The following is a 15,626-nucleotide window of genomic DNA, read 5'->3' as shown; positions in this document are numbered from 1 at the left end:
GGCACGGGTGGCGGCGTCGGACCGGGGGCGCCGGAGCGGCGGCGCGGTCGGGCACCGGCGTCAGGTCCCGACCGGCGCGCCCGGCCCCAGCGGGATGCCGATCAGGTACCAGGCCACGAAGAACAGCACCCACGCGACGGCCACCACGATCGTGTAGGGCATCATCAGCGACACCACCGTGCCCACGCCCGACGTCTTCTTGTACTTCTGGGTGAGCAGCACGATGAAGGGCAGGTAGACCATCAGCGGGGTGATGACGTTGGCGGGGGAGTCGCCGACCCGGTAGGCGGCCAGGACGGTCTGCGGTGCGACGCCCAGCCGCAGGAACAGCGGGACGAACACCGGGGCCAGGATGGCCCACTTGGGGATCACCCCGGGGATGATCAGGTCCAGGATGATGGTCACCAGGATCAGCCCGAGCAGCAGCCAGAGCGGTCCGACGTCGATCCCCTCCAGCACGTCCGCCAGCTTGACGGCCACGATCGTGGCCATGTTGCTGTAGTTGAAGTACGCGATGAACTGACTGATGATCAGCAGCAGGAAGATCAGCCCGCCGAGGCCGGAGAAGGTCTTGGTGATGGCCTCCATCGCGGCGGAGGTGCCCTTCAGGGTCCCGGCCCCGCGCCCGTAGCAGAGGCCGGCGACCAGGAACAGCAGCATGATGATGAAGATCAGCGCGTCCATGAAGGGCGAGTCGTCGAAGAGGCTGCCGGTCTGCGGGTTCCGCAGCGGGGAGCCGGGCAGGAACGAGAGCAGCGCGACCGCGACCGCCACCACCAGCAGGCCGTAGAGCGCGAATCGCAGGCCCCGGCTCTCGCGCTCGGGGCTGACCCCGGCCTCGTCGGCCTCGTCGGGCTGTTCGGCCTCGACCGCCTGGGTGAAGGCCCCGAGCCGGGGCTCCACCAGCTTCTCGGTGACGACGGTGATCACCACGGCGAGGAACAGCGTCGAGGCGATGCTGAAGTAGAGGTTGGCGGTGAGGTTGATCGACTCGGTGGGGTCGACCAGGGCGATCGCCTCGTTGGTGATCTCGGTGACGATCCCGTCCACCGGCGTGATCAGCACGTTGACGCCGAAGGCCGCGCCGACGCCGGCGAAGGCGGCGGCGATGCCCGCCAGCGGATGGCGCCCGACGCTCATGAAGGCCACCGCCCCCAGCGGGATCAGCACCAGGTAGCCCGCGTCCGAGGCCACGCTGGACAGGACGCCGAGCAGCACGATGACGAAGGTGAGGCTGCCGGGCGGGGTGACCCGCACCAGCTTGCGGACCAGGGCGGCGACCAGGCCGGCCTCCTCGGCCAGGCCGACCCCGACCATCGCGACCAGGATCACCGCGACCACGCCGAAGTTGTTGAAGTTGCTGGTCGAGGACGTGAAGATGAACCTGATGCCGTCACCCGTCAGCAGGCTCTCGATCCGCGTGGTCTCCTGGCGGACCTCGTAGGGGTGCTCGTAGTTGGAGGCCGGCGGGACCTCGGTGGACGGGTAGTCGGTGCCGCCCTCGTAGGTCTCGTGCACCGGTACGGGCAGCGGCTCGGCGGCGTCGTAGGTGACCGAGACGTCGAACGCCGCCAGGATCGCCGACAGCACGATCACCAGGGCGCAGAGCCACAGGAAGATCATCGCGGGGTGCGGGACCCGGTTGCCGAACCTCTCGATGCCGTCGAGGATCCGCTGCCCCAGGGGCCGGTCGGCCGCTGCCGCCTCACCGCTCACGGCGGGCCCCCTCGCCGCCCTCGCCGGAGCCCGGCCGGGGGCTGCCGGGCGGGGTGAAGCCGAGCAGGAACTCGGCCAGCAGCCGGGCGCCGAAGCCGGTGCAGCCCTTGGGCCGCCAGGAGGACGCGGAGTCGTTCTGCGCCGGCCCGGCGATGTCGAGGTGCGCCCACGGCCGCCCGTCGACGAAGTCCTCCAGGAACAGTGCGGCGTGGATGGCGCCGCCGTTCGGACCGCCCATGTTCTTGATGTCCGCCACCTCCGAGTCCAGCTCGGCGCGGTAGCGGCGCGACAGCGGCAGCTGCCAGGCCGGTTCGTCGGTCGCCCGGGCCGCCGCCAGCACCTGCTCCACCAGCGGCTGCCGGTTGCCGAAGACCCCGGCGATCTCCGCGCCCAGCGCCCGCATCGCGGCGCCGGTCAGGGTGGCGATGTCCACGATCGCGTCGGTGGGCTCCTCGGTGGCCAGCACCAGGGCGTCCGCCATGATCAAGCGCCCCTCCGCATCGGTGTTGATCACCTCGACGGTGGTGCCGCCGCGGATCTGCAGCAGGTCGCCGAGCTTGGTCGCGGTGCCCGAGGGCATGTTGTCCGTGCACATCAGGTAGCCGGTCACGGCCGTCGGGCAGCCCAGCTCCCGGAGCACCGACATCGCCGCCAGGATCGCGCCGGCGCCGGACATGTCGTTCTTCATGGTGGCGTGCACCGCGTCGGCCGGCTTGAGGCTGATCCCGCCGGAGTCGTACATCACGCCCTTGCCGACCAGCGTCACCCGGGCCGGCGCGCTCCCGGCCGCGCCGTCGGGGGTGTAGCGCAACCTGATCATCCGCGCCGGGTCCGCGCTGCCCGCGTTGACGCCGAGCAGCCCGCCGCAGCCCATCGCCACCAGCTGCGCCTGGTCGAAGACCTCGATCGCCAGACCGGTCCGCGCCGCCAGACCGGTCGCCGACTCTGCCAGCACGGCCGCGGTCAGCAGGCTCGGCGGCGAGTTCGCCAGGTCGCGCGCCAGCATGGCGGCCCGCGCGAACAGCAGGCCGCGCCGCAGGCCGCGCTCGGCCTCGGCCCGCTCCGGCTCCGCCACCAGCAGCGTCAGCGCCTCGACCGGGACGGCCTGCGGCTCGCGCTTGAGCACCTCGAAGCGGTACCGCGCCAGCAGGACGCCCTCGACCAGGGCCTGCGCGGCCTCGGCGGGTGCCACCCCGGTGCCGGACGGGAACAACAGGGCGAGCCGGCCCTCCCGCGCGGCGGCGCCGGCGAAGGCCGCCGCCGCGTCCCGCAGGGCCGCGGCGTCCAGGGCCTCCCGCTCACCGGTGCCGAACACCACCACCGGTCCGCCGTCGGGGCGCAGGCAGACTCCCGCGGTGCCCGGCGCGCCGGTGAGGCCCGCCGCCGCCAGCTGTTCGCGGCTCAACCCCAGGCCCGGGGGGAGAGCGCCGTCGGGCGCCACCGGTACGCCCAGCAGGCCGTGGCCCCCCGCGTCCAGGGCGCCGCCACCGGCAGGGGGAGCGGCCACCGACACCTCCGGCGGCCGCTCCCAGGACGGGATCGGGTCGAATCGTTCCCGCAGGTCTGCCATTGCGGCTCCTCTCGCCCTCCCCGGTCCGGCCGTTCCGGGCTGACGCGTCTTCAGCAGGAGGAGAACCCAGACTCCCCACACTCCCGGGCCGCCCGCATGCCGGAACGTCACCCGGCTGGGCCGGACGGGTGAGCCGGCATCCGGTCGCCGCGTCCCGCCCCCGCGCCGGACCCTCCCGCCCGCCCGGCCGGCCCTTCCCGGCATCCCGGCTGGTCGGCGGCCTGCCACCGGGTGCCGGGCCGGCCCGTTCGACGGCCGACGCGCCCGGGGTACGCGACTTGCCGCGAAGGCCCGCTCTGCCATCGTGGAGCAAGGACCAGGACCGATCACGGACGGCAGCCCGGAGGTACCACGGTGCGGGACTCGGATCGCGAGGCGGGTGTGACCGCGCTGCTGCGAGCGGTCTTCGGCGGGGCACCGCGCCGCTGGTACGTCCTGGACCGGGACCTCCGGCTGGTCCGGCTCAACCGCAGGGCCCGCGCCGCCCCGTCCTTCCCCGGCGAGGAGGCGCTCGGCAAGCGCCTCGGCGACGTCGCCCCGGGCTACCCGGCGGAGGAGATCACCGCGCTGGCCGGCGAAGTGCTCGCCACCGGCGTCACCGTGAAGGGCCGCCTGGTCCGCGGGCGCCCCGCCTCCCGCACCGGCCGGACCCGCATCTACGCCGTCTCGGTCTACCGGCTGGAGGACCTCCCCGCCCCGGAGGACGGGACGCCGGCCCGGCCCGCCGCCGGCGGGCCGCTCGGCGTCGCCCTGACCGTGGAGGACGTCACCGACCGGGAGGCCGCCGCGGAGCGGCTCGCCGTGCTGCACGACGCGCACCAGAGCATCGGCTCCACCTTCGACATCGCCGCCACCGCGCAGGAACTCGCCGACGTCGCCGTACCGCGCTTCGCCGACGCCATGACGGTCGACCTGCTGGACGAGACCTGGCGGGCCGGCCACACCCACCAGGGGCCGGTCTCCCCGGACCACCCGCTGCGCCGGGCCGCCTACCGGCTCCTGCGCGGCGGCACCCTGCCGGTGCCCGTCGGCCGGCTCAAGACCTTCCGGTTCCCCACCCCGTTCACCCAGAGCCTCGCCGACTCCCGGCCCCGGCTGATCACCCGGCTGCGCCCCGACGCGCCCTGGCTGGAGGCCGACCCGGCCTTCGGCGAACGGCTGCGGACCGCCGGCGTGCACTCGATGATGATCATTCCGATCATGGTGCAGGACGACGTCCTCGGCCTGGCCGCCTACTACCGCTACGACCGGCCCGAACCCTTCGACGAGGACGACCAGGACCTCGCCCGCCAACTCACCGACCGCGCCGCCCTGAGCATCGACAAGGCCCGCAGCTACGCCCGCGAGCGCACCGTCGCCGCCGCCCTGCAGCGCTACCTGCTGCCCCAGCAGCCCCCCTCGGTCTCCGCCGTGGACGCGGCCCACCTGTACATCGCCGGCGGCGCCGGCAGCGACTGGTACGACGTCATCCCGCTCTCCGGCACGCGGGTGGCCCTGGTCGTCGGCGACGTGGCCGGACGCGGCGTCGAGGCCGCCGCCACCATGGGGCAGCTGCGCACCGCCGTCCGCACCCTGGCCGTCCTCGACCTCGCGCCCGACGAACTGCTGGAGCGGCTCGACCCGATCGCCGGCCGGCTCGCCCAGGACGGCGCGCTGGCCGTCCCCGACGCCGCCTCCGAGTTCCTCGCCTCCTGCCTGGTCGTCATCTACGACCCGGTGACGCGCCGCTGCACCGCCGCCCGGGCCGGCCACCCCGAGCCCCTGATCACCGGCCCGAGCGGGGAGGAGATCCCCTTCGAGGTGCCCGCCGGCCCGCACCTCGGGATCGGCGGAGCCGGCTTCGAGAGCGCCGGCGTCGAACTGCCCGAGGGCAGCGTCATCGCGCTCTACACCGACGGCCTGGTCTCCGGCCGCGATCGCGACACCGACACCTCCCTCGGGCGCCTGCGCCAGGTGATCGCGCAGCCCGGACGCACCCTGCGGGAGCTCTGCGACGCCGCCGTCTACGTCCTGGTACCCGAACGGCCGGGCGACGACGCCGTCCTGCTGCTCGCCCGCACCCACCACCTGGGCGAGGAGAACATCGCCGTCTGGACCTTCCCCGACGACCTCGCGGTCGTCTCCAGCGCCCGGCGCCTGGCCGAGCGCCAGCTCGTCGCCTGGGGCCTGGACGACCTCGTGTACAGCACCCAGCTGATCGTCAGCGAGCTCGTCACCAACGCGATCCGCTACGGCAAGGGATCCGTGCAGCTGCGCATGATCCGCGACCGCAACCTGATCTGCGAGGTCTCCGACCACACCACCACGGCGCCGCACCTGCGGCAGGCCCGCAGCACCGACGAGGGTGGCCGCGGCCTGTTCATCGTCATGCAGCTCAGCACCCACTGGGGCACCCGCTACCTGCGCGAGGGCAAGACGATCTGGTCCGAACAGCCGCTGCCGTCCGACCAGCCGCTCCCGCCCGAGGAGCACGACCGGTCCGCCCGCTGAACCGATCGGCGCGACCCGCACCACCCGCGGCCCTCCGTACGGGTGACCCCCGCGCCGTACGGGTGTGTGGCGACGCCCGCAGCGACCGGCCTGCGGCAGCCTGGGCCGACGGCCCGTTCACCCGGCGGGCCCGGAATCCGAGAGGCCGGAGCGACCATGCCGCCCACCCACCACCGCCGGCAGACCCTCCTCACGGTCGGTGCCGTCCTGGCCCTGCTGGCCCTGGCGGGCTGCTCCTCCAGCAAGCCGAGCACGCCGAGCACCCCCTCGCCGGCCGCGGTCTCGCCGTCCGGCGCGGCCTCTCCCGGCTCCTCCGGGTCGCCGTCACCCTCCGCCGGCTCGGCGAGCACGACCGCCGGGGCCTCGCCGAGCGGCTCGCCGAGCACCGCCGTCACGGTCACCATCAAGGACTTCGCCTACAGCCCGGTCTCGGTGACGGTGGCCCCCGGCGCGACCGTCACCGTGATCAACCAGGACGACACCACGCACACCGTCACCTCCGTCACGGACGGCGCCTTCGACACCGGTGACATCGCGGCCGGGAAGACCACCACCTTCACCGCCCCCACCCAGCCGGGCGAGTACCGCTACATCTGCAGCATCCACACCTACATGCACGGCACCCTGACGGTGCAGTAGGCCGTGGGCCGTGGGCGGCCGTGGGCGACGGCGGCGGGTCACGCCCCGGCGGGGCGGGCTCCGGTGAAACGGGTGTCGGCGGGCCGGGTGTCGGTGGGACGGGCGTCGGCGGGGTGCGGGTGGGCCGGGTGGAGTTCGGCCCAGACGGTCTTGCCCGAGGGCGGGCGCGGGACGCTGCCCCACCGGGCGGCCAGTGCGTCCACGAGCACCAGGCCCCGCCCGGACTCGGCACCGGGGTCCGGGTCCGGGGCGGGGCCGGTACGCGGAGCGGGGAGGCGGTCGCCGCGGGAGTCGGACACCTCGATCCGGACCGTGCTCGGGCCCGGCCGGCCCGGGAGCGGAGCGACGACGCCCACTCGCACCCCGAAGTCCCGGCCGGGCAGGCGTCCGTGCAGGACGGCGTTGGCGGCGAGTTCGGCGACGATCAGGGCCGCGTTCTGGGCGGTGTCGGTCTCGACCGGCCAACCCCACTGAGCCAGTTGCTCCGTGACGGTCAGTCGGGCCAGCCGGACACCGCGCCAGCTGGAGGTGAACTGCCAGCTGCGGGGAGCCGTGGTGGTGGTCGGTCTGACGGGAGCGATTTCGGACTTCATGTCACAGAGCGTGCCCGCGTCGGCATACCCTGGCGAGCAGGTGATCCGGTACGGAACGTCACTGTACGGGCGCGGACGGTTGACGGTCCGGCCCGGCGGTCCTACCGGAGTTCGACGGCACGGAGGGCTCGCCCTGGGCCTGTGAGGCGGTGGTCGCTGATGGTGGTACTGGCGGGCGGCGGTGACGACGTGGAGCGGTCGGACCCGTTCGCGCAGGCGGCGGGCGGACTGCGGGACCGCACCCCGGACCAGCGGCCCGAGCCGCCCGACGACCCCGAGGGCGCCACGGACTTCCTGCGCGCGATCGGCAAGCAGGTGAAGCTGCTCAGGGAGCGCGCCGGGCTGACGCAGAAGGAACTCGGCGACCGGCTCGGATACGGCGAGGACCAGATCTCCTCCCTGGAACGCGGCCGGCGCACCCCGCAGCCGGAGTTCCTCGACGCGGCGGACGAACTCCTCGGCGCGGGCGGCCTCTTGAAGGCGGCGAAGGAGGACGTCGCCCGGGCGAAGGCGAAGGCCAGGGTGAAGCACCCCGAGTGGTTCCGGGACTACGCGCGGCTGGAACTGGAGGCTGTGGAGCTGAACTTCTACAGCACCTTGACGGTTCCCGGGTTGTTGCAGACGGAGGAGTACGCGCGCACCACCTTCACGGTGCGACAGCCGCTGTTCGACGAGGAGACCATTGAGCAGCGGGTCGCCGCGCGGCTGGCAAGGCAGCAGATCCTGACTCGCTGGCCTGCCCCCATGGTGTGTGCGGTCATCGAGGAATCCGTGCTGCGCCGGCTGATCGGTGGTCCGGACGTCCATCAGGGCCAGTTGAAGCACCTGCTCTACCTCGGCGGCCTGCGGAGTACGACAATTCAGGTGCTGCCGCTGGCCTGTGAGGACCACGCAGGCATGGACGGGCCGTTCATCCTGCTCACACCCAAGGGGAGACCGCAGGTGGCGTATGTGGAGGTGCAGAATGTCAGCCGCCTCATCACCGACCCCGAGGAGGTTCGTATTCTGTCTGCACGGTACGGAAGTATCCGGGGGCAGGCCCTCTCGCCTCGGGAGTCCCTGGTCCTGATCGAGAAGACGCTGGGAGAGCGATGAACGCCGACAAGTCCTCGGACAGCATCACCGAACTCAGGTGGACGAAGAGCAGCCACAGCGGTGGTGAGGGTGGCGAGTGCGTGGAGGTCGCGGTCGGGTCCGGGCTCGTACACGTGCGGGATTCCAAGGACCGGCAGGGGCCGCAGTTCGCGTTCGCCCGCGAGGAGTGGGCCGCCTTCGTGCGGTTCGCGGCCGAGGTGTGAGGGCCGAGGAGACGCTGGGAGAGCGATGAACGCCGACAAGTCCTCGGACGGCATCACCGAACTCAGGTGGACGAAGAGCAGCTACAGCGCCGGCGACGGCGGCGAGTGCGTGGAGGTCGCGGTCGGGTCCGGGCTCGTACACGTGCGGGACTCCAAGGACCGGCAGGGGCCGCAGTTCGCGTTCGCCCGCGAGGAGTGGGCCGCGTTCGTGCGGTTCGCGGCCGAGGCCTGACGGCCCGGTGGTGGGCCGGTGGCGGGGCGTACGGTGGCGGTGTGACGGATGAGGACGGCCCGGGCGACGGTCCGGGCGGGCTGCCGGAGCCGGCGGGTGGCGAGGCCGCGTGCTGGCTGAACAGGGTCTGCCCGGAGTGCGACGCGGTGCTGGATGCCGCGCCGCCCACGGTGTGCCACCGCTGCGGAGCCGAGCTGCCGCAGCGGTAGCGGTGGTGGGTGAGGGGACCCCGGCCGCAGGTCAGGCGGGGGGTACGGGTAGATTGTCCGGTAATGGACTGCGCCGTCCGGGATCCGGAGCCGAGCGTATGGCCCCACCGTGTCGATCACGTGGTCGTGTTGCCGGGCGTTGTCGCGGTGGCGCCGGGCCTTTCCCGATCCCCGTCCACCACCGGGCCCCTCGCGTCCGGGCACTCCGGAGTACCGCGCATGAGCACCGACCAGGCCACCCGTCCGCGCCCCGCCCTGCGGCCGCCGGCGAGTCGGGCCCCCGCATCGCCGAGCATCGGCACGATGCTGCACGCGACCACCTCGTCGATATCCGTGCTGCTGCTGATCGTCGCGGCCGGTGCGCTGCTGCACCAGCCGATGCTGATCCCGCCGTTGGCGGCCAGTGCGGCCCTGGTCCACAGCACGCCGGCGCTGCCGCTGGCGCAGCCGCGCAGTCTGGTCGGCGGGCACCTGCTGGCGGCGCTGACCGGCTTCGGGGTGCTGGCGGTGCTGGGCAGTGCGACCTGGGTGGCGGCGCTGGCGGGCGGGCTGGCGCTGGCCGTGATGATGGCGACCCGGACCCAGCACACGCCCGCGGTGGCGACCGCCGTGATCGTGGTGCTCCAGGCGCCGAGGGCGGTCCGGTTCCTTCCGCTGCTGCTGGCGGCGAACGTCCTGATCGTGCTGGCGGCGATGGCGGCCACCCGGGCGAAGCGCGGCGTACCCGCGTACCCGTCCTACTGGTGGTGAGGGCGGGGTCCGCAGTGGCGGGCGGCGCGCTGCCCGAGGGTCTCTGACCTGCGAGAACGGCATTCCTGACGGTGGAGTCCGGGGTGTCGTGCACCGTCGGGCGAACATGTTCGTGACGATTGTGTTCGCTACGACCTTGTTCGCAACGAACATGTTCGTTACCTTGGAGACATGACACCGCACCCCGACGCCCCCCGCAGTCGCCGCGAGCGCCCGGCGAAGCCCGCCCTCACCAGGGAGGGCGTGGTGGCGGCCGCCGTGGAGATCATGCGGGCCGAGGGCCTGCAGAAGGTCACCATGCGCCGGGTGGCGCAGGAGCTGGACACCGGACCGGCCTCGCTCTACGTCTACGTCCGCAACGCCGACGAACTGCACGCGGCGATCCTGGACGAGATCCTCGGGACGGTCGGGCCGCCCACCGCGGAGGGGTCCTGGCGGGAGCGGCTGGAGCAGCTGCTCACCTCGTACAGCGAGGTGCTCTTCGCCCACCCGAGCCTGGCCCGGGCCGCCCTGGTGGCCCGGCCCAGCGGCGCGCACTACCTCGACCTGATCGAGGGGATGCTCGCCCTGCTGGCGGAGGGCGGCGTCCCCGCCGGGCAGGCCGCCTGGGGCGTCGACGTCCTGTTGCAGCAGGCCACCGCGTCCGCCGCCGAACACGCCGGCCGGGTCGACGCGCCGGATGCCCGACAGGAGATGGACACCCTGGCCCGGGTGCTGCGGGAGACCTCCGCGAAGACGCATCCGCACATCGCGGCCCTCGGTACCGGACTCGTCTCCGGGGCTCCCGCGGAGCGCCGTTCCTGGGGCATCCAGATGCTGATCAACGGCATCCTGCACACCCCCGTCCCGCCCGCGGGCCCGGCGGCCGGGCCCCTCGACTGAACGCCGGCCGCCCCGGCACCATCCCCTCCCTTTCCCTCTTCCCCGCCCCGCCCGGGCGTGCAGCCGCAAGGAGACCAGCCATGAACACCCACCACCCCGTCACCGTCGTCGGCGCCGGCCTCGGCGGCCTCACCCTGGCCCGGGTCCTGCACGTCCACGGCATCGAGGCCGTCGTCCTCGACCTGGACGCCTCGCCGGACGCCCGCGCCCAGGGCGGCATGCTCGACATCCACGAGGACTCCGGCCAGGTCGCGCTGACCGCGGCCGGCCTGCACGAGGAGTTCCGCGGGCTCGTCCACCCCGGCGGCCAGGCCATGCGGATCCTGGACCGGCACGCCGAGGTCCGGATGTCCGAGGAGGACGACGGCGCCGGCGACCGCCCCGAGGTCGAGCGCGGCGACCTGCGCGACCTCCTGCTCGGTTCGCTGCCCGAGGGCACCGTCCGCTGGGGCGCGAAGGTCACCGCGGCCCGTCCGCTCGGCGACGGCCGCCACGAGGTGGAGCTCGCGGACGGCTCGCGCTTCACCACCGACCTGCTGGTCGGCGCGGACGGCGCGTGGTCGCGGATCCGTCCGCTGGTCTCCGACGCCGTCCCCGCCTACTCCGGGGTGTCCTTCGTCGAGCTGGACCTGCGTGAGGCCGACCGCCGCCACCCGCGGAGCGCGGCCCTGATCGGCGGCGGCATGTTCTTCGCCCTCGGCGCCGACCGGGGCTTCCTCGCCCACCGCGAGCCGGACGGCAGCCTGCACGTCTACGTGGCGCTGCGGGTGCCGGTCGAGTGGGGCTCCGGCGTCGACTTCGCCGACCCGGACACCACGGCCGCCAAGGCCGCCGTGCTGGAGCACTTCACCGGCTGGGACGAGCGACTGCGCGCGCTGGTCACCGATGCCGACGGCCCGCTGGTCGCCCGGCCGGTGCACGCGCTGCCGGTCGGCCACCGCTGGGACCGGACCCCCGGCGTCACCCTGCTCGGCGACGCCGCCCACCTGATGTCCCCCTTCGCGGGCGAGGGCGCCAACCTGGCCATGCTCGACGGGGCCGAGCTCGGCGAGGCGCTGGCCGCCCACCCCGGTGACACCGAGGCCGCCCTCGCCGCCTACGAGAAGGCGCTCTTCCCGCGCAGCGAGTTCTCCGCCGCCGCCTCCGCCGACAGCCTGGTGGTCTGCTTCCGCGAGGACGCACCGCAGGGCCTGCTGGACCAGTTCGCCGGACACGCCGACCGGGCCGTCTGACCTTCAGGGCCCGGAGGCCGCCCTGCGCTCGGCATCGTCCGGCTCCCACTCCCTGCTGATCTCCTCCACCGACGCTGTGGCGATCTCGACCCGAGACCGCCGAGCCTGCACGCCACCCCCCTCGCCGGGAGCGCACCGACCGTCCGCACGGATGCCGGGCTTCACCCGGCGTGGATGCCCGCACTCCAAGCCGTATCGCCTGCCGGGAACGGAATCTGACTGTTCGTCGCCTTGCGGACGGCCTCGCTCGCTAGCCTGATCTGGCCGTGAGATAGAGCGCCTGACGAGGCAGGGGCGTGTGGAGGGTAGGCCATGACAGTTTTCGACCAGCACGGTGTGCCAGGCGGCGGGACACCGGATTCGTATGACGTGTTCTTCAGCTACGCGCGGGCGGACCGGGCCGATGCCCTACCGCTGGTGCAGGCATTGACGCAGGCCGGCCTCCGGGTCTTCCTCGACGAGGGCGAGATCGACGAGTTCGACGGGATCACCCAGGTCATCCGGGACGCGCTGGCGGTCTCCCGGCTGTTCGTCGCGTACTACTCGCTGGCCTACCCGACGCGCCCGGCCTGTCAGTGGGAGCTGCTGACCGCCTACCGGGCCGCGACCTCCCTGGGTGATCCGCGCCGCCGGATCCTGGTCGTCAACCCCGAAGCGGGACCCGACCACGTCCAACCGGTCGAGTTGCGGGACGCCCGCTACACGGCCCCGACCGGCCCCGGCAGCACCGGTCACGTCGTCGAACGCGTGAGGGAGCGAATCACGACCACACAAGGGCTGCTCGGCGATGCACTCCCTACCGCACGTCCGCGCTGGCATACGGCCGAACACACCGGATCGACCCGCTTCGTCGGCCGGGTCGACGAGTTCTGGCAGATCCACAGTGCCCTGCACGCCTTCGAGTACCCCGCGACCCACGATGAAGCCGGCCCGGGACAGGCCGTGGTGATCGGCTTGGGAGGTGTCGGCAAGACCCTCCTCGCCGAACACTACGCCCGCCGTTTCGCGCACTACTACCCCGGCGGCGTCTACTGGTTCACCGCCGCGGCCAGCCACACGCCCGGCGACGCGGTCACCGACGACATCCGCGACGAGACCCTCGTCCAACATCACCAACAGGTCGCGACCGCCTTCGGCCTCGACCCCAAGCAGCACGACTCGAACGACCTCCGCCGGGCCGCCGCCGAACACCTCGAACAGGCCGGCAGGACGTGCCTGTGGGTGGTCGACGACATCCCCGGCGGCCTGGCCCCGGAGTTCCTGCGAGAACTCGCCGCACCCCACCCACTCGCCCGCACCCTGTTCACCACCCGCTGGCGCAACTACGACCACCTGCCCATCGTCGATGTCGACGTCCTGCACCATCGCGAGGCCCATCACCTGCTCACCTCGGCCCGCGTCCGTAACCCTGCGACGGACGCGGTCGAGCAGCAGGCCGCCCACGCCTTGGTCGACAACCTCGGCTGCCACGCCCTGGCCATCGACCTCGCCCGCGGCTGCCTGGCCGAGGATCCCAGCCTGACCTACAGCGAGCTCCTCGACGAACTCGCGGATTCCCAGAGCGGCGACGCCTTCCAGCAACTCGTCGACGACCTCGTCACCCAGGTCCCCACCGGCCACACCCGCAACATCGCCGCAACCTTCACCCGCAGCCTGCGCCACCTCGACGTGGACGCTCTTCTCCTCTTGCTCACCGCAGCACTGCTCGCCGCCGCGCCTCTACCCGAACGCCTCCTCACCAACCTCACCGCGACCCTGAAGGGCATCGACGAGAAGACCGCGCGCCGCACCAACCGCAAGACACTCAGTGCCGCCAAACGCCGCTCGCTCCTTCGCGACACGGGCGGTGAGAACCCAGCCTGGTTTCTCCACGCGCTCGTCAGCCGCACCCTGAGACTCCAACTCACCGACGAACACGCCCTCGCACTGCGAAAAATCGCCATCGCCGTCACCACCCGCCTCATGCAGGCCGTCTACACGCCCGGGCGCCTCCATCTCGACGACATCGCCCCGCACGCCCGCGCTCTCACGACAGACCCCCGAACCCTCGACGCCCTTCACCTGCTCGGTGCCGTTGCTCGCTACGACAGGAAGACCGGCCGGCCCGCTGCCGCTGCAAAGCACTACCAACAACAGCTGGACGGATTCCAAGGCATTCTGGGTCCTGACCACCCCGACACCTTGGCCTCCCGCGGCGACCTCGCCGGCGCCCAGCGGGAGAAGGGCGACCTTGCCCTCGCCATCGCACTGTTCGAGCAAGCCCTCGCCGACGAGGAACGGGTGCTGGGCTTCGACCACCCCGACACCTTGGCCACCCGGAGCAACCTCGCCGGCGCCCACCAGGACCGAGGCAATCTGGCCCACGCGATCCAATTGCTGGAACAGAGCTTCGCCGACCTGGAACGGGTGCTGGGCCCCGACCATCCCCACACCATGACCGCCCGTAACAATCTCGTCATGGCCCGCAAGGAAGGAGGAAATCTGGGCGACGCGATCCCCTTGTTCGAGCAGATCCTCGCTGACCTGGAACGGGTGCTGGGTCCCGACCACCCCAACACCTTGGCCTCCCGCCGCAACCTCGCCAGTGCCCACCGGGAGAGAGGTGACCTGGCCCATGCGATCGCATTGTTCGAGCAGATCCTCGTCGATCTGGATCGGGTGCTGGGTCCTGAGCACCCCGATACCTTGGCCACCCGTGGTTACCTCGGGGGCACCCACCGGGAAAGGGGCAACCTCGACCTTGCCGTCCGATTGCTGGAGCAAACCCTCGCGGACCAGGAACGGGTGCTGGGTCCCGACCACCCCAACACCATGACCACCCGCGGCAACCTTGCCGGCGCCCACTACGAGGGCGGGAACTCGGATCTCGCCATCCCGCTGTTCCAGCAGACCCTCGCGGATCAGGAACGGGTGCTGGGCCCAGACCACCCCGGCACCATGAACGCCCGCAACAATCTGGCCGGCGCCCACTACGAGAACGGGAACCTGGCTCTCGCCATCGCACTGTTCCAGCAGACCCTCGCGGACCAGGAACGGGTGCTGGGCCCTGAGCACGCCGACGCGAGGGCCACCCGCAACAATCTCGCCAGCGCGCACCGCAAGAACGGCGACCTGGCTCTCGCCATCGGACTGTTCGAACAGATCCTCGGTGACCAGGAACGGAAGCTTGGCCCTGACCACCCCGACACCATGGCCACCCGCAACAATCTCGCCGGCGCTCGCCGGAAGAACGGTGACCTGGCTCTTGCCATCGGACTGTTCGAACAGATCCTCGTGGGTCAGGATCGGGTGCTGGGTTCTGATCACCCCGATGTCAGGGTCACTCGCAACAATCTGGCCGGCGCCCACTTCGAGGACGGGAATCTGGCTCTTGCCATCGCGCTGTTCGAACAGGTCCTCGCGGACCTGGAACGGGTGCTGGGTTCTGATCACCCCGACACCATGGCCACCCGCAACAATCTCGCCGGTGCCCACTATGAGGACGGGAATCTGGCTCTCGCCTTCTCACTGTTCCAGCAAACCCTCGGTGACCTGGAACGGGTGCTGGGCCCTGATCACCTCAGCACCATGGCCACCCGCAACAATCTCGCCGGCGCTCACCGGAAGAACGGCGACCTGGCTCTCGCCATCCCGCTGTTCGAACAGGTCCTCGCGGCCCAGGATCGGGTACTGGGTTCTGATCACCCCGACACCACGGCCACTCGTAACAACCTCGCCGGTGCCCACTACGAGGACGGGAATCTGGCTCTCGCCATCCCGCTGTTCGAACAGGTCCTCGCGGCCCAGGAATGGGTGCTTGGCTCCGATCACCCCGACAGCATGACCACTCGTAACAACCTCGCCAGTGCCCACTACGAGGACGGGAATCTGGCTCTTGCCATCCCGCTGTTCCAGCAGACCCTCGCGGACCTGGAGCGAGTGCTTGGCTCCGATCACCCCGACAGCATGACCACTCGTAACAACCTCGCCAGTGCCCACTACGAGGACGGGAATCTGGCTCTTGCCATCCCGCTGT

Annotated in this window: 13 protein-coding genes; 10 read left to right on the top strand and 3 right to left on the bottom strand. The window is 72.1% G+C overall.

The genetic code is table 11. The features are described 5' to 3' along the window. Positions 1–60: 60 nt before the first annotated feature. Both ACFTWP_RS02735 and ACFTWP_RS02730 read right to left on the bottom strand, forming a co-directional pair. On the bottom strand, positions 61–1,716 hold the full coding sequence (locus ACFTWP_RS02735; RefSeq protein WP_380261902.1) for an AbgT family transporter: 1,656 nt from the start codon (positions 1,714–1,716) through the stop codon (positions 61–63). Further along, a complete protein-coding gene (locus ACFTWP_RS02730; protein WP_380261900.1) occupies positions 1,706–3,286 on the bottom strand; it encodes a leucyl aminopeptidase family protein in 1,581 nt (526 codons plus the stop codon). The genes ACFTWP_RS02735 and ACFTWP_RS02730 overlap by 11 nt, the downstream gene beginning before the upstream one ends. Positions 3,287–3,640: 354 nt before the next feature. On the opposite strand from ACFTWP_RS02730, the gene ACFTWP_RS02725 reads away from it, so the two are divergent. After that, positions 3,641–5,776: a SpoIIE family protein phosphatase gene (locus ACFTWP_RS02725; RefSeq protein WP_380261898.1), complete on the top strand. Its 2,136-nt coding sequence runs from the start codon at positions 3,641–3,643 to the stop codon at positions 5,774–5,776. Positions 5,777–5,932: 156 nt separating this feature from the next. Further along, positions 5,933–6,415: a cupredoxin domain-containing protein gene (locus ACFTWP_RS02720; RefSeq protein ID WP_380261896.1), complete on the top strand. Its 483-nt coding sequence runs from the start codon at positions 5,933–5,935 to the stop codon at positions 6,413–6,415. A 38-nt stretch (positions 6,416–6,453) separates the two neighbouring features. Here the strand turns inward: ACFTWP_RS02720 and ACFTWP_RS02715 are convergent, their stop codons facing one another. After that, entirely contained in the window at positions 6,454–7,008 is a 555-nt protein-coding gene (locus tag ACFTWP_RS02715; RefSeq protein ID WP_380261894.1) for an ATP-binding protein, read from the bottom strand. A gap of 228 nt (positions 7,009–7,236) precedes the next feature. On the opposite strand from ACFTWP_RS02715, the gene ACFTWP_RS02710 reads away from it, so the two are divergent. The 8 genes from ACFTWP_RS02710 to ACFTWP_RS02675 form a co-directional block, all read left to right on the top strand. Further along, entirely contained in the window at positions 7,237–8,103 is an 867-nt protein-coding gene (locus tag ACFTWP_RS02710; protein WP_380262146.1) for a helix-turn-helix domain-containing protein, read from the top strand. Further along, positions 8,100–8,306 carry a DUF397 domain-containing protein gene (locus tag ACFTWP_RS02705; RefSeq protein WP_380261892.1) on the top strand — a complete coding sequence of 69 codons (207 nt, stop codon included), beginning with the start codon at positions 8,100–8,102 and terminating at the stop codon, positions 8,304–8,306. Before ACFTWP_RS02710 ends, ACFTWP_RS02705 begins: the two co-directional genes overlap by 4 nt. A 25-nt stretch (positions 8,307–8,331) precedes the next feature. Continuing rightward, on the top strand, positions 8,332–8,538 hold the full coding sequence (locus ACFTWP_RS02700; RefSeq protein ID WP_380261890.1) for a DUF397 domain-containing protein: 207 nt from the start codon (positions 8,332–8,334) through the stop codon (positions 8,536–8,538). 41 nt (positions 8,539–8,579) lie between these two features. Next, complete coding sequence (locus ACFTWP_RS02695) at positions 8,580–8,747, top strand: hypothetical protein (RefSeq protein ID WP_380261888.1); 168 nt, start codon at positions 8,580–8,582, stop codon at positions 8,745–8,747. 219 nt (positions 8,748–8,966) lie between these two features. Beyond that, the gene (locus ACFTWP_RS02690; protein ID WP_380261886.1) at positions 8,967–9,497 is read left to right on the top strand and encodes an HPP family protein; all 531 of its coding nucleotides are present in this window, start codon (positions 8,967–8,969) and stop codon (positions 9,495–9,497) included. 171 nt (positions 9,498–9,668) lie between these two features. After that, complete coding sequence (locus ACFTWP_RS02685) at positions 9,669–10,379, top strand: TetR/AcrR family transcriptional regulator (RefSeq protein ID WP_380261884.1); 711 nt, start codon at positions 9,669–9,671, stop codon at positions 10,377–10,379. Positions 10,380–10,459: 80 nt separating this feature from the next. Then, complete coding sequence (locus ACFTWP_RS02680) at positions 10,460–11,611, top strand: FAD-dependent oxidoreductase (RefSeq protein WP_380261882.1); 1,152 nt, start codon at positions 10,460–10,462, stop codon at positions 11,609–11,611. Between the two features lie 312 nt (positions 11,612–11,923). After that, on the top strand, positions 11,924–15,626 hold a 3,703-nt coding region (locus ACFTWP_RS02675; RefSeq protein WP_380261880.1), incomplete at its 3' end, for a tetratricopeptide repeat protein.

It is taken from the genome of Kitasatospora sp. NPDC057015 (genome assembly GCF_042673745.1).
Lineage (GTDB): Bacteria > Actinomycetota > Actinomycetes > Streptomycetales > Streptomycetaceae > Kitasatospora.
This window is presented reverse-complemented; position numbering and strand designations above follow the sequence as displayed.